The sequence below is a fragment of the Pontimicrobium sp. MEBiC01747 genome (assembly GCF_053601635.1).
On the sequence record NZ_JBSHNS010000183.1, the window covers coordinates 1 to 12,662 of the forward strand.

At 31.4% G+C, this 12,662-nt stretch carries 15 protein-coding genes; 7 read left to right on the forward strand and 8 right to left on the reverse strand.

Features of this window, described 5'->3' with window-relative positions; all coding sequences use genetic code 11:
• The 3 genes from ACVC2P_RS05810 to ACVC2P_RS05820 form a co-directional block, all read left to right on the forward strand.
• The coding region (locus ACVC2P_RS05810; RefSeq protein WP_452597532.1) for an AIM24 family protein at positions 1-572 on the forward strand (572 nt) is incomplete at its 5' end.
• A 152-nt stretch (positions 573-724) separates the two neighbouring features.
• Complete coding sequence (locus ACVC2P_RS05815; RefSeq protein WP_452597533.1) at positions 725-922, forward strand: hypothetical protein; 198 nt, start codon at positions 725-727, stop codon at positions 920-922.
• A 196-nt stretch (positions 923-1,118) separates the two neighbouring features.
• Positions 1,119-1,631, forward strand: a complete 513-nt coding sequence (locus ACVC2P_RS05820) for a hypothetical protein (RefSeq protein ID WP_452597534.1) — start codon at positions 1,119-1,121, stop codon at positions 1,629-1,631.
• A gap of 93 nt (positions 1,632-1,724) precedes the next feature.
• Here the strand turns inward: ACVC2P_RS05820 and ACVC2P_RS05825 are convergent, their stop codons facing one another.
• A complete protein-coding gene (locus ACVC2P_RS05825; RefSeq protein WP_452597535.1) occupies positions 1,725-2,663 on the reverse strand; it encodes a LysR substrate-binding domain-containing protein in 939 nt (312 codons plus the stop codon).
• Between the two features lie 120 nt (positions 2,664-2,783).
• Between ACVC2P_RS05825 and ACVC2P_RS05830 the strand changes: the two genes are divergently transcribed.
• Entirely contained in the window at positions 2,784-3,263 is a 480-nt protein-coding gene (locus ACVC2P_RS05830) for a Dps family protein (protein ID WP_452597536.1), read from the forward strand.
• A 212-nt stretch (positions 3,264-3,475) separates the two neighbouring features.
• On the opposite strand, the gene ACVC2P_RS05835 is transcribed toward ACVC2P_RS05830, so the two are convergent.
• The 7 genes from ACVC2P_RS05835 to ACVC2P_RS05865 form a co-directional block, all read right to left on the reverse strand.
• Positions 3,476-3,931: a DUF2141 domain-containing protein gene (locus ACVC2P_RS05835; protein ID WP_452597537.1), complete on the reverse strand. Its 456-nt coding sequence runs from the start codon at positions 3,929-3,931 to the stop codon at positions 3,476-3,478.
• Between the two features lie 135 nt (positions 3,932-4,066).
• Positions 4,067-5,398, reverse strand: a complete 1,332-nt coding sequence (locus tag ACVC2P_RS05840; RefSeq protein WP_452597538.1) for a DUF58 domain-containing protein — start codon at positions 5,396-5,398, stop codon at positions 4,067-4,069.
• Between the two features lie 6 nt (positions 5,399-5,404).
• Complete coding sequence (locus tag ACVC2P_RS05845) at positions 5,405-5,938, reverse strand: hypothetical protein (RefSeq protein WP_452597539.1); 534 nt, start codon at positions 5,936-5,938, stop codon at positions 5,405-5,407.
• Positions 5,939-5,994: 56 nt separating this feature from the next.
• A complete protein-coding gene (locus ACVC2P_RS05850) occupies positions 5,995-7,101 on the reverse strand; it encodes an AAA family ATPase (RefSeq protein WP_452597540.1) in 1,107 nt (368 codons plus the stop codon).
• Positions 7,102-7,103: 2 nt separating this feature from the next.
• Positions 7,104-8,327, reverse strand: a complete 1,224-nt coding sequence (locus tag ACVC2P_RS05855; protein ID WP_452597541.1) for a DUF4350 domain-containing protein — start codon at positions 8,325-8,327, stop codon at positions 7,104-7,106.
• A gap of 1 nt (position 8,328) precedes the next feature.
• Positions 8,329-9,075 (reverse strand): hypothetical protein, encoded by a 747-nt coding sequence (locus tag ACVC2P_RS05860; RefSeq protein WP_452597542.1) that lies wholly within the window; start codon positions 9,073-9,075, stop codon positions 8,329-8,331.
• A 3-nt stretch (positions 9,076-9,078) separates the two neighbouring features.
• Positions 9,079-10,059 carry a stage II sporulation protein M gene (locus ACVC2P_RS05865; protein WP_452597543.1) on the reverse strand — a complete coding sequence of 327 codons (981 nt, stop codon included), beginning with the start codon at positions 10,057-10,059 and terminating at the stop codon, positions 9,079-9,081.
• Positions 10,060-10,083: 24 nt separating this feature from the next.
• On the opposite strand from ACVC2P_RS05865, the gene ACVC2P_RS05870 reads away from it, so the two are divergent.
• From ACVC2P_RS05870 to ACVC2P_RS05880, 3 genes are all read left to right on the forward strand, one after another.
• Complete coding sequence (locus ACVC2P_RS05870) at positions 10,084-10,800, forward strand: RDD family protein (RefSeq protein ID WP_452597544.1); 717 nt, start codon at positions 10,084-10,086, stop codon at positions 10,798-10,800.
• Entirely contained in the window at positions 10,800-11,402 is a 603-nt protein-coding gene (locus ACVC2P_RS05875; protein ID WP_452597545.1) for a trimeric intracellular cation channel family protein, read from the forward strand. The genes ACVC2P_RS05870 and ACVC2P_RS05875 overlap by 1 nt, the downstream gene beginning before the upstream one ends.
• 245 nt (positions 11,403-11,647) lie before the next feature.
• On the forward strand, positions 11,648-12,662 hold a 1,015-nt coding region (locus ACVC2P_RS05880), incomplete at its 3' end, for a hypothetical protein (RefSeq protein ID WP_452597546.1).

Below are 12,662 nucleotides of genomic sequence, written 5' to 3' on the forward strand. Positions count from 1 at the left end.
GTTTATTTATGACCGCTTTTTATAATAACTTAACAGGAAAACGTAACGTATCGTTTGCATCTCCATACCCAGGAAAAATTGTACCTATAGATTTAATGGAATACCGTGGTAAATTTATTTGCCAAAAAGATGCTTTTTTATGTGCAGCCAAAGGTGTAAGTGTAGGCATAGAATTTAGTAAACGATTAGGAAGAGGATTGTTTGGAGGCGAAGGCTTTATTATGCAAAAATTAGAAGGTGATGGTATGGCATTTGTACATGCAGGAGGTACCATGGCAAGAAAAGAACTAAGAGCTGGAGAAACTTTACGTGTAGATACAGGCTGTATTGTTGGTTTTACCCAAGATATAGATTACGATATAGAATTTGTAGGCGGTATTAAAAACACTGTATTTGGAGGCGAAGGACTCTTTTTTGCTAAACTACAAGGCCCAGGTGTCGTGTACATACAATCGTTACCATTTAGTAGGTTAGCAGGTCGTGTTTTGGCAAGCTTACCACGAGGCGGTAATAGCAAAGGAGAAGGTAGTATTTTAGGAGGTTTAGGCGATTTATTAGATGGAGATAATTAACAGTTAAATTAAAAAATTAAGTTTTATTTAACTGTTAAAAATTAAGTCTAATGTATTTTGAGTTTGTTTTTTTATTACCTTTAATCGAAATAATAAACCATTCGCCTATAGCAAAATACTACTTTTTTTAACTAAACCCTTATTATTTAATTATGGCTAGAGCAATGTTCGAGTACACCAAAACAATACTTAACAAAGTAAGTTTTGATGCTAACTTATTTTGCAAGGAAGTGCAAAAAGCACTCGAAAGGTTATTACCTTACGAAATAAAAGAGTTAAAGATTTATATAGAATCTTTAATACAGGAAAATCCAGATTTAGACCAATGTCTAATCTATTTAAAATCATAAACAAAAAGCGACTTACGAGTCGCTTTTTTTAGTTAATAAAGTACTCATCCTATAATTAGTTGAATTTGCATCACCCTGTTTTTTATACTAGGGGTTTATACTTGTATTCATCTAAAAGTAATTCTACTCTTAAATATATAAAGTATGTATGGTAAGTTTATCGCACTATTAACTTTTTATTAATTAAACTAACATTATGAGTACTACAGAACAAGTAAATTTCGAAAAAACGCTTGAAGAATTAAAAGCAACATTAGACCAATCTATTCCAGAACTTAATAAAATGGGAGTTGCTCTTACTGGCAATACATTAGCGCAAGATTCGAATGCATCAATGTCTGCAAGGCGTGCGGCAAACCCAGTAAAAATTGAAACAAATTGGTGGGGTGTTAATTTTATACTTAATGAAAAAGTTACACAAGACTTAATAGCGGGAACCACTGGAAGTGGTGTTGTAGCAGGATTTGTTGCAACAGCCTTAGGAGGAGCAGGTGTTATTACAGGAGGAGCCGCTACAGTAATTGGTGGAGGTATAGCTGCTATTTTTGCTATAAAAATTGCACAAATGAAAATTGTTAACCGAGGTAATGGTGTACACTTTCCTATAACATGGTTACAATGGGCAGCAATAGTTGCAGCACTTCCTGGAGGACCAGCAGCTATATTAGCAGCAGGAGCTGTGTTATTACACCCAATACCAAATAACTAATAAAATAAAATAGTCTCCCTAATTATTATTAACTAAAATGCTATGTAAAATATATTTTACATAGCATTTTTATAAGGTATAAAACAAGTGGTCTTATTTAGCCAAAGGACTAATAATTTCTACGTTTTGGAAAGCAATTGCGCCTCTTATAATTCCAGAGATAACATCTTGCATGGCTTCAATAATTTGCATTTTTAGCTCACTTTTATGGTAAATAATACTTACTTCTCTTGCAGGAGAAGGACTATTAAAGTGGCGAATGTTTGCTTTGGTTTTATCGTTAACATCTAAAGTATGAAGGTAAGGCAATAAAGTCATGCCTAACCCCTCGTTAGACAGTTTCATAAGCGTTTCTATGCTTCCGCTTTCTAATTGAAACGAATCGTCTGTATGGTCTTTAAACACTTTGCATAAATTAATAACACCATCTCTAAAGCAATGCCCATCTTCTAATAATAACATATCTTCAATATCTAAATCAGCGATATCAATTTTTTTCTTATCGGCTAATCTGTGACTATCTGGAATGTAAGCCACAAAAGGCTCAAAATACAATACGCGTTCTTTAATAGTTTCATTCTCTAGAGGAGTAGCAGCAATGGCGGCATCTAAATGTCCATCGTTAATTCTAGAAATAATTTCTTCGGTAGTTAGCTCTTCTATAATAAGCTTTACTTTTGGATGCTTTTTTATAAAGGTTTTTAAAAACATAGGCAGTAAAGTAGGCATAATAGTAGGAATGATACCTAACCTAAATTCACCACCAATAAATCCCTTTTGTTGGTCTACAATATCCTGTATTCTATTAGACTCGTTAACAATATTTCTAGCCTGAGTTACTATTTTTTTACCAACTTCTGTTAGTTCTATAGGTTTTTTACTTCTATCGAAAATTAAAATATCTAATTGATCTTCTAATTTTTGAATCTGCATACTTAAAGTAGGCTGTGTTACAAAACATTTGGCAGCTGCTTTTGTAAAGTTTTGATGCTCTGCCACAGCAAGTACGTAAGATAATTGTGTAATTGTCATTGTTGGTTTATAGTTTTAGACTATAAAAATATAAAAATCATCGATAAAACTTATGGTTTTTAATATTTAATTATGAATTAATTTTGTGTAAGATTTAAAAACAAATAATAATAAAAAAACATGAAATATAATAGCCTAGGATTAGGAACAGAAATAACAAAAGAATTAGCAAGCGATTTAAATAATTTACTAGCTAATTTTCAGACCTATTACCAAAATTTAAGGGGAATTCATTGGAATATAAAAGGAAAAAACTTTTTCGATTTACACGTTAAGTTTGAAGAGTTGTACACCGATGCTAACATGAAGGTAGACTTACTAGCAGAACGTATTTTAACCTTAGGGGAAACCCCTTTACATACGTTTGAAGATTACAGCGCCATTACAAAAGTACCTGTTGGAAAAAACATTTCTAAAGATGATAAAGCTGTACGCTTAATTGTTGACTCTTTAACAGAGTTATTAAAAATAGAGCGAGTAATACTTGAAAAAGCTGGAAAAGCCAATGATGAAGGTACAAACTCTATGATGAGCGATTTTATTACCGAACAAGAAAAAACCGTTTGGATGATGAGTGCTTGGTTAGAGGAGAGTATTTAATGTCTAGTAGTCATTCCCGTGAAGACGGGAATCTCATCTAGTGCAAGTAGATTCCTGCCTACGCAGGAATGACAGATAAAACCCCAGATAAAACACTTGTTTTAACTGGGGTTTGTTGTTTTTTTGATTGATGTTGATTAATAAAAATCACGTCCATTCGAGTTGAAGCATTAGCCGAAATATCAAGAATAGTGATTTTTATTTATGGTAGATTAAAACCTAATATTTAACTCTAAGTTTTCTTTTGCTACTTCAAACTTAGCTTCGCTAAATTGTGGAGGCCCGTAGCTAATTGGGTTGTTGGACATGCCGTAACTTTCTTTAGGCATACCGTTATCGAAATCCATTCTTTTATTTTTATTTTCATCGTGTAACACCATAATAGCATAGCTACCAGATGCTACATTTTTAAATGTTACTGTTATTTTACCATCTTTAATGTCGCTTTCTAAGTTTTGTAAGCCTGGCCCTTTCATAAAAGTATCTTCGCTATGTAAAGCTACCATAACATTTCCATTGTTATTCTTTATATTATCTACAGTTACTGTAATGGTTTGCCCTTCTGTTTTTGTGTCTTGCGAGAATCCTAGTAAAGTACAAAAAGCAAAAGCGATGCTAAGTGTTATTAATTTTAATGTGTTGCTGTTGTTTGTGTTTGTAGTTGTCATGAGTATAGTGTTTATGTGCTGTTTGTTATTGATGGTTCAAATATCACATAAAAGCAGAGTATACACTAATTGGTGTTACCGAGTTGTAGATTTTTGTGGATGAGTTGTTTAAAAGTAAGTTAAGACATGTACTTATTACAACAACCCTCTAGCCTTAATCTCTAAATACGTATTAATTGTATTAATAGTTAAGTTTTCTGGCGTAGTTAATATAGAATAGATACCATACTTTTTTAGCTCGTTAACGATTAAGCGTTTTTCGAAATCAAATTTTTCTGCAATTACTTTATCGTAAACTTGTTGTACAGTTTCTGCTTTTTCTTTTATAATGGTGTCTAGTTCTGTGTTTTTAAAGAAGATGACCACTAATAAGTGACTTTTTGCTATGGCTTTTAAATAGGGGAGTTGCCTGTTTAAAGCATCCATAGTTTCAAAGTTGGTATATAATAGAATAAGGCTTCTGTGGGTAATGTTGCGTTTTATATTACCGTATAATCTGCTATAATCGCTTTCAAAAAAATCGGTTTTAACATTGTAAAGCGATTCTAGAATTAAGCGCATTTGCGAGCTTCTACGTTCTGCTACAACTATGTTTTCAACCTTTTTAGAAAATGATAGCATGCCAGCTTTGTCATGTTTTTTTAGGGCTACATTACTTATAACCAATGTTGCGTTTATAGCATAATCTAAAAGGCTTAAGCCTTCAAAAGGCATTTTCATAACACGCCCTTTGTCTATTATAGAGTATATGGGTTGCGATTTCTCGTCTTGGTATTGGTTTACCATTAATTGGTTTCGCTTGGCTGTGGCTTTCCAATTTATAGTACGTAAATCGTCTCCAGTTACATAGTCTTTAATTTGCTCAAACTCCATTGTGTGCCCTAATCTGCGCACTTTTTTTACGCCGTACTCTAAAGCGTTTTTATTAATATTTAGGAGTTCGAATTTTTTTAATTGTTTAAAACTAGGGTAAGTTGGCACCATAGCATCGCTATTAAATGTAAAGCGTTTGGCAACTAGGCCTAAAATAGAACTGGCGTAAATATTAAGCGATCCAAAATGATATTCTCCTCTTTCGGTTGGACGTAAATTATACTGTAATACTTCTGTTTTTTTTGGTGCTAGTTTTTTATGTATTTTAAAGTCTCTTACTTGAAATTGCTCAGGGATTTCATCAATAATATCTATATTAATAAGAATAGGGTAATTGTTTTTTAATTCAATTGTTATAGTATTAGGGTCTCCATTAGAAAATTTTTCGGGTAAAATACGCTTACCTTCAATTCTATTTCTACCAAGAAAAACAATTAAAAAATCTAAGAAAAAGAATAAGAGTAGAACTAATAGAGAAAGCTGAGCTATATTAAATAGTATAGGTACAAAATAGCTTAAACCAAACAATACAACAATGCCTGTACCTGCATAAAAAAAGCGATGTTGAATATAAAAGGGTTTAAGAAATTTCATGTGTTTTTAATTTTTACTATTGGCTATTCTTCTAAGATTTAAATCTGTTTCGTAAGATTTATTTCCTAAACTGTCTTTAAGGTGTGCTATTTTAATATTATAACTGTATCCATATAATCTTGCTATTTTGTCTAACTCTTTTTTTCTTTTTGATGCTATTTTTAAAGAGGATTTATAATAATTTAATGGACCAAAAGCCATGCCTAAAGGTATAATTCCTACTCCCATTATTATTAATGGAATTGTTGAAATAACGCCAGCTTCAAAAATATATTTTCCTAATAAATAACCACCAACAAAAATTGCTAAAGCAATGATTAGGTAAAAAATAAACATTCCATAAACATCTGTTCTTGTTTTTAATACAGCTTCGTATTCAATATTTGTTTCTGTGATTTTCGACTTAAACGTATTGTTTAATTTTATAACATTACATTTTTCCTGAAAATCAGGCTTTTTATTTGTTAAGCTACAAATAACTCCTGTTTTGTAGTCTACAATTTTGTTATCGCAAAGCACACAATGTTTGGCGTTATTCATGGATTTAGTTTTATTTTTTTAGATAATTCGAGAATTTAAAGAATCGAAAATCATAACTACCTAGGTATTTCTACAGTTTCAATAATCTGTTTAATAATTTCTTTACTAGTTATACCTTCCATTTCGCGTTCTGGTGTTACAATAACTCTATGGTGTAATACTGGTATTGCGGCACGTTTAATATCTTCGGGCATTACAAAATCGCGTCCAGACATTGCTGCAAAGGCTTTACTTGCTTTTAATATGGCAATAGAGGCTCTTGGCGATGCGCCTAAATATAAAAACTGATTATTTCTAGTTGCTATAATTAATTCGGCTATGTATTTAAGTAAATGCGACTCTACCAAAATTTGTGAGACTAGGTTTTGGTAATCTACAATTTGTTTAGCCGTTAAAAATGATGTTATTGTTTCGGTTTTTGTTTTTTCTTTTAGCTCATGTTCTCTAGATAAAATTTCTATTTCTTCTTCAAGATTTGGATAGCCAACATCTATTTTAAAAAGAAAACGGTCTAACTGTGCTTCAGGTAATCTATAGGTTCCTTCTTGCTCTACAGGGTTTTGTGTAGCTAAAACCATAAATGGAGCCTCTAGTTTGTAACGGTTACCATCTATAGTAATTTGCTGCTCTTCCATAACTTCAAACAAAGCGGCTTGTGTTTTTGCAGGCGCTCTATTAATTTCATCTATAAGTACCATATTAGAGAATATAGGGCCTTTTTTAAATTCAAATTCCGAAGCTTTTAAATTAAAAATTGAGGTTCCTAAAATATCACTAGGCATTAAATCTGGAGTAAATTGGATACGACTAAACTCTACACTTAACGATTTTGCTAATAATTTTGCTGTAACCGTTTTGGCAACACCTGGTACACCTTCTATTAGCGAATGTCCTTTTGCAAGTAACGAGGCTATAAGCATGTCTACCATATCTTTTTGGCCAACGATTACTTTACCAACTTCTTGCTTTATTTTGTGTACACTGTTTTGCAATTCGGATAAATCTAGACGACTTTTAAATTGTAAATCGTTATTAGTTTCAGAAGTGTTTTCAATGCTTTCAGCATTTGGTGTTTCATTGGTATTAACTTCTTTAGGGGTTTGTTCTTCAGGTGTCCCCGAAATATGCCCTAAATTGTCGTTGTCGTTTATATAATCTTCCATAATTATTTAGAATAAAATGCTTCTATGTACTTATTTAAAGTAATTAAATTGTCTTCGTAAAATACGTTTTTACTTCGTAACCAATTAATATACTCTATTGTTGTTTTTATATCGTCTTCTTTTTTACCTGCTTTAGAAGCTAACCTAGAAATAAAGTCTTCATTTAAAACAGAGGTATCTATATTATAATCATTACGTATTTTGGCAAGAAAGTACGTTATTTTTTTATCTATTAAATTTTTATGATCCTGCGTTTCAAAATATAAGTTAGAAATTGTTTTTACAAAAGCCACAGTGGTATTTTGCAAAGGTTTTATAATACGTATAATACGTTGTTTACGTTTGGCATTAAAAACAATAAATATTAGTAGTAATAGCAACGCAAGGTAACATGCCCACTTAAAAGCTGTTTGTTCTAAAAACCAACTTAGGTTAGAGTCTTCTTCTACATTGCCATTGTTGTATGAGCTGTAAGAGCTAGAAAACTTTGTGTAAGAGTCAAAATAGACATTATCGTCTGGAAGGTAAGATAAAACACCTTCTACATATTTATAACGGTCTTCTTTTAAAATATTATAATTGGTAAATGCTTTTGGATCTAGGTGTAGGTAAATGTTGCCTTCTCCAAAAGGAACATTTATAAAATTAACACGTTTTTTATCTGTTTTTGTGTAGCCAAGAATGTTAATGTAAGTGCTATCGAAACTACTAAAAAAGAAATCACCTTCGTTTTTATCTATTTTAGCATTTTTAGATTGTAACGCTCTATTTTTAAAAGAAAAATGAGAGATACTATCCTTGGTATTTGCAATATAATTTACATCTATGTTTAAAGTGTCTGTTAATTTATTTAAGTAGCCATAATCTGAAATAAAGAGTGCATTACCACTTTCGGTAAAACTTAATAGTTGCTTAATAGAGGCGTCATATAAATAATCGGAATTGCCAATAATAATATAACTTCCCTTTGCAATGTGGTCTCCATAATTACCTTCGGAATTTGCAAATAAATAGCTAGATGGTGTGTGGTAAACGGTACGTACTTTTTTACCTTTAAATAGCTTTGGGAGTTCTTTATACAAAACACTTACTCCATACGGTTTGTTACTGCGTTCATCAAAAGTTTCTTCCCAATCTACAACTTTATTATTTCTAGGCTTTAAAGAAAAAACGATAGCAATAATAACGGCGACAATAATGATAAGTATAGGTGCAATTTTCTTCATTTTACTTGATTTGTTTTATAAGTTTTTGAAAATGAAGTTTTGCAGTATTATACTTTTCTGCATCTAAAGGGAACTCTCCATACCAAATATAATCGTATAGGTAAGAGGTGTATTGAAACTGATCTTTATGTGGTGTATTAAAAATTTCGCTTAAATATTCTGAATTGGTTTTATCGTCTTCAATTTTAATAAGTTTTTTTAAACTTAATGCTTTTAATATAGATAAATAGTAATAACGAATAGCCAACCTGTAATCTGTGTTTTGTTCTGCCGACTCTATTAAATACTCAATATCTGTTCGTTCTATGTTTTCTGCTGTTATCCCTTCAGGGTCTTCTAGTTTTTGGTGTTGTCTTCTAGAAAATAACCCCGAACTCCCTTCATTTACTAAAATATAAGCAAGGTAAATTACGGCTGCTATAAGGATAATATAAAATATGTATGAAAACGGCCCTAAATCGAAACTAATAGTGTTATTAGCATTTTCTTTTTCTTCTTGTTCTTTTAGTTTTTCTTCACGGCGTTTGGCTTCGTAATCGGCATAATCTTCTGTACGAGCAGGGGTTTTATTAACAATTTTTTTGCCTTCATAATTGTATTTTCTTCCAGAATAGCGGTCTTTAAAATTATCCTCGAAAACACGTTGCTTTTCTGGGTCTTGCAATATTATTGTAGCCGAAAGGTTTTGATAACATAACAGCATCAAAAAGACGTATAGGAGTTTTAAGGCGTGATAACGTCGTTTCATAGATTAGTGAGGTGGCAAGGGTATTTGTGTTACTTTTTTCTGAACCTTAAAAGGATAAATTAAATAGTAATAGCTAATTAAACTTAAAGTGGCTAAAATAATACCTACCGATAACCAATTAGGCATAATATTAGAATATCGTGTAATAAAACCTTCTAAAAAACCTGCCGAAAATGTAAAAGGAAATGTACTTATTAAAATTTTTATACCTGTTTTTGCACCTTGTTTAAAAGAGGTATATCTAGAATGTGTGCCGGGGAATAAAATACTTAACCCCATAATTAAACCAGCGGCGGCTTCTATAACAATTGCAAAAATTTCCATAGCGCCATGTATCCAAATTCCACGAACGCTTTCCCATAGCACGCCTTTTTCATAAAAAAAGTATTGAAAAGACCCAAGCATGATACAGTTTTGAAATAATACCCAAACGGTTCCAGCCCCTCCAAAAATACCCATAACAAAGGAAATGATTCCTACTCTTAAATTATTAACAGTAATACCAATAAAACTTCCCCAATTACTCCCGCTTTTGTACACTGCCACAGGGTCTCCAGCTGCAATATTTTCTAACGTCATGTTTACATAATCGTCTCCTAAAATAGAACGTACAAACTCACCATCGTTTGCAGCAGAGATAACACCAATAGCTGTAAACAATGAGAAAATAAAAAAAGCAATATAAATGTATTTACGGTACTGAAAACATATTAATGGAACTTCGGTTTTCCAAAACCCAATAATTCTGTTGGTATCTTCTCGTTTTGTTTTATAAATTTTTTGAAAGGCTTTAGCGGCTAATTGATTTAAATACACAATAACCTTACTTTTAGGATAGTAAGTCTGCGCGTAAGCCAAATCGTTTATTAAATGGATGTATTGAGATGCTAATTCATCTGGATTTTTAAAATCATTATTAAAAATAGCGTTTTCAAAACTTAACCATTTTTCCTTATTTTGCTTGATAAATGCTACTTCTCTCATATATTTGATAAAATAAAATATAAAATGTCAGAGTTACAAATTAACACTACACAAAATGTTAAAATAAAGTTCGAAGCTGCTGGAGTTGGCGAGCGACTTTTAGCTTTTATTATAGATACACTTATTAAAATTGCATATTTAACAGTTATGAATATCTTTTTTGGTGTTTTTGATGGTATGGATGAATGGTCTAAAATAGGATTAAATTCATTGATTAGTTTACCCGTTATATTTTACACTTTAGTATTAGAGGCTTTACTAGAAGGGCAAACACTAGGTAAAAAGGCATTAAAAATTAGAGTGGTTAAAATAGATGGTTACCAAGCCTCATTATCTGATTATTTGGTGCGTTGGTTTTTTAGAATTGTAGACATTTATATCTTTGGATTAGGCTTTTTTAGTATTGCATTTAGTAAAAAAGCACAGCGTTTTGGAGATATGGCAGCAGGAACAGCCGTAATTTCTTTAAAAGATAAAGTAAATATTAACCATACTATTTTGGAAGATTTAAAGGCAGATTACAAGCCAACGTATCCAAGCGTTATTAAATTATCAGATAACGACGCGCGTATTATAAAAGAAACCTTTAATAATGCCAGAGCAGCAAAAGATTATACAACCTTAATAAAACTAAGGACTAAAATTATGGAGGTTGCAGAGATTAAAAACCAAAAAGGAACAGATATCGAATTTATTGATACTGTTTTAAAAGATTATAACTACTATACACAGAGCATGTAATGTTTTATACAATAGATATTTTAGGTACCATAGCATTTGCTATTTCGGGTGTTTTGGTTGCATTAGATAAAAAAATGGACCCATTCGGGATTCTTATTATTGCCTTTGTTACCTCTATTGGAGGCGGAACTTTAAGAGATGTACTTATAGGGCAAACACCAGTAGGTTGGATGCAAGATATGACGTATGTATATGTTATTTCTGGAGCTACCGTTTTTGCTATTATATTTAAAAGTAAAATTGATTATTTAAGAACGTCGTTATTTCTTTTCGATACTATTGGTATTGGTTTGTATACTGTAGTTGGTGTAGAAAAAGGATTGTCTGCAGGATTACATCCTATTATTTGTATTGCTTTGGGTACTATGTCTGCTTGTTTTGGAGGTGTTATTCGCGATATTTTATGTAATGAAATCCCCGTTATTTTTAGAAAAGAAGTTTATGCTACGGCTTGTATTTTAGGTGGGTTTTCTTATTTTTTAATTAGAAAATTACCCGTAGAAGGCGATATCGTCTTTATCCTATCTGGAGTAGTTGTTATAGCTGTACGATTAATAGCTGTGAAATTTAAAATTAGCTTGCCAAGTTTATATAAAGAGTAATCGTTTATTTAATTGAGTATTGTTTAGTATTAGAAATTTTCTTTAGTTTAAACCTAAGTAACGTTTTGTTTTAGTTAGAATCATGATGTTGATTCGAGTAAATTTTACGATTGAAAATGAGTGAAATTTGTATCGAGAACAATACATTAATTAAAAACACAATGGGTGTTGTTTTTTTAATAGCATATTAAAGCTTATAATAAAGATATAAGTACATCGTTTAAAGTACTACTAACTACTATTCTATGAAATTAAAAGCCTATTTATTATTTGCATCCATAATTACTATCCAATGTTTATACGGACAGAATGAAGATGCTGAAACTTCTTTTATAGTTTTGCCTCAAGATCAGTTTAATACACTTTACGATGCTAAAAAAGTAACAAATCCGTTACATTTAAATGGAAATGTAAATACTGTTATGCGAACGTTTACACAGCATAAATCGCCTTATTCTAAAGAAGAATATACAAATCATTACAGCTATACCTTAGATAAAAACCATACAGTTATCGATTATAGAAGCGATTTAGAATACGATGACATGACAGTAGAGAGTTTTGTTGTTAATCCAACATTTAAAATCGAAAAAAGAGATACTGTAATATCTAATGGCAATACTAAATACACCTATAAAAAAGGGCTGTTAATAGTAAAAGAAATACAGAATGTAGGCGATGGCGTTATGGATAGTATTGCTTTTAAATACAAAAAAGGAAAGCTTACAGAGAAAATACATTATACTTCAATGGGGTTATATGAAGCAGACCAAGATGGTAATGTCGATGAAAACTATATGCTATTTCCAGAGTTTGAAGTGGCATCTTACACCAAAATAACATATAATAAGTTAGGGTTAATAGCAACTTATAGACATTATGCACCAAACCCCGATATCGTAGAAGTACAAGAGAATAGTTATACCTATAATAACGAAGGACAATTAGACAATTACACGCTAGTATATAATCGTTATTATGCCGAAACGATAGATGTCTATTCAAAACCTGAAACATGGAAATTTGGTACAGATGGATTAATAGATGTCTTTTTTGAAGAAGTAAAAGGAAGCTATGCGTATGATGTGCAAGACAGAATAGTAAAGCATCAGTTAGAAAAAAATAATAAAGAAGCAGAATTCTATACAGTGGATTATACTAGTAATGGATTTACCATTAAAATGAGAACGTCCTACTATAAGGATTATGATTATGAGACACTACAGCATCTAGACTTAGAGTATGAGTATACTTATGATG

What these genes read in the sequence shown, in the direction of transcription:
- ACVC2P_RS05855 (WP_452597541.1), bottom strand. Translation starts at nt 8,327, where the DNA reads ATGAAGAAAATTGCACCTATACTTATCATTATTGTCGCCGTTATTATT.
- ACVC2P_RS05860 (WP_452597542.1), bottom strand. Translation starts at nt 9,075, where the DNA reads ATGAAACGACGTTATCACGCCTTAAAACTCCTATACGTCTTTTTGATG.
- ACVC2P_RS05850 (WP_452597540.1), bottom strand. Translation starts at nt 7,101, where the DNA reads ATGGAAGATTATATAAACGACAACGACAATTTAGGGCATATTTCGGGG.
- ACVC2P_RS05870 (WP_452597544.1), top strand. Translation starts at nt 10,084, where the DNA reads ATGTCAGAGTTACAAATTAACACTACACAAAATGTTAAAATAAAGTTC.
- ACVC2P_RS05835 (WP_452597537.1), bottom strand. Translation starts at nt 3,931, where the DNA reads ATGACAACTACAAACACAAACAACAGCAACACATTAAAATTAATAACA.
- ACVC2P_RS05820 (WP_452597534.1), top strand. Translation starts at nt 1,119, where the DNA reads ATGAGTACTACAGAACAAGTAAATTTCGAAAAAACGCTTGAAGAATTA.
- ACVC2P_RS05840 (WP_452597538.1), bottom strand. Translation starts at nt 5,398, where the DNA reads ATGAAATTTCTTAAACCCTTTTATATTCAACATCGCTTTTTTTATGCA.
- ACVC2P_RS05875 (WP_452597545.1), top strand. Translation starts at nt 10,800, where the DNA reads ATGTTTTATACAATAGATATTTTAGGTACCATAGCATTTGCTATTTCG.
- ACVC2P_RS05845 (WP_452597539.1), bottom strand. Translation starts at nt 5,938, where the DNA reads ATGAATAACGCCAAACATTGTGTGCTTTGCGATAACAAAATTGTAGAC.
- ACVC2P_RS05825 (WP_452597535.1), bottom strand. Translation starts at nt 2,663, where the DNA reads ATGACAATTACACAATTATCTTACGTACTTGCTGTGGCAGAGCATCAA.
- ACVC2P_RS05815 (WP_452597533.1), top strand. Translation starts at nt 725, where the DNA reads ATGGCTAGAGCAATGTTCGAGTACACCAAAACAATACTTAACAAAGTA.
- ACVC2P_RS05830 (WP_452597536.1), top strand. Translation starts at nt 2,784, where the DNA reads ATGAAATATAATAGCCTAGGATTAGGAACAGAAATAACAAAAGAATTA.
- ACVC2P_RS05865 (WP_452597543.1), bottom strand. Translation starts at nt 10,059, where the DNA reads ATGAGAGAAGTAGCATTTATCAAGCAAAATAAGGAAAAATGGTTAAGT.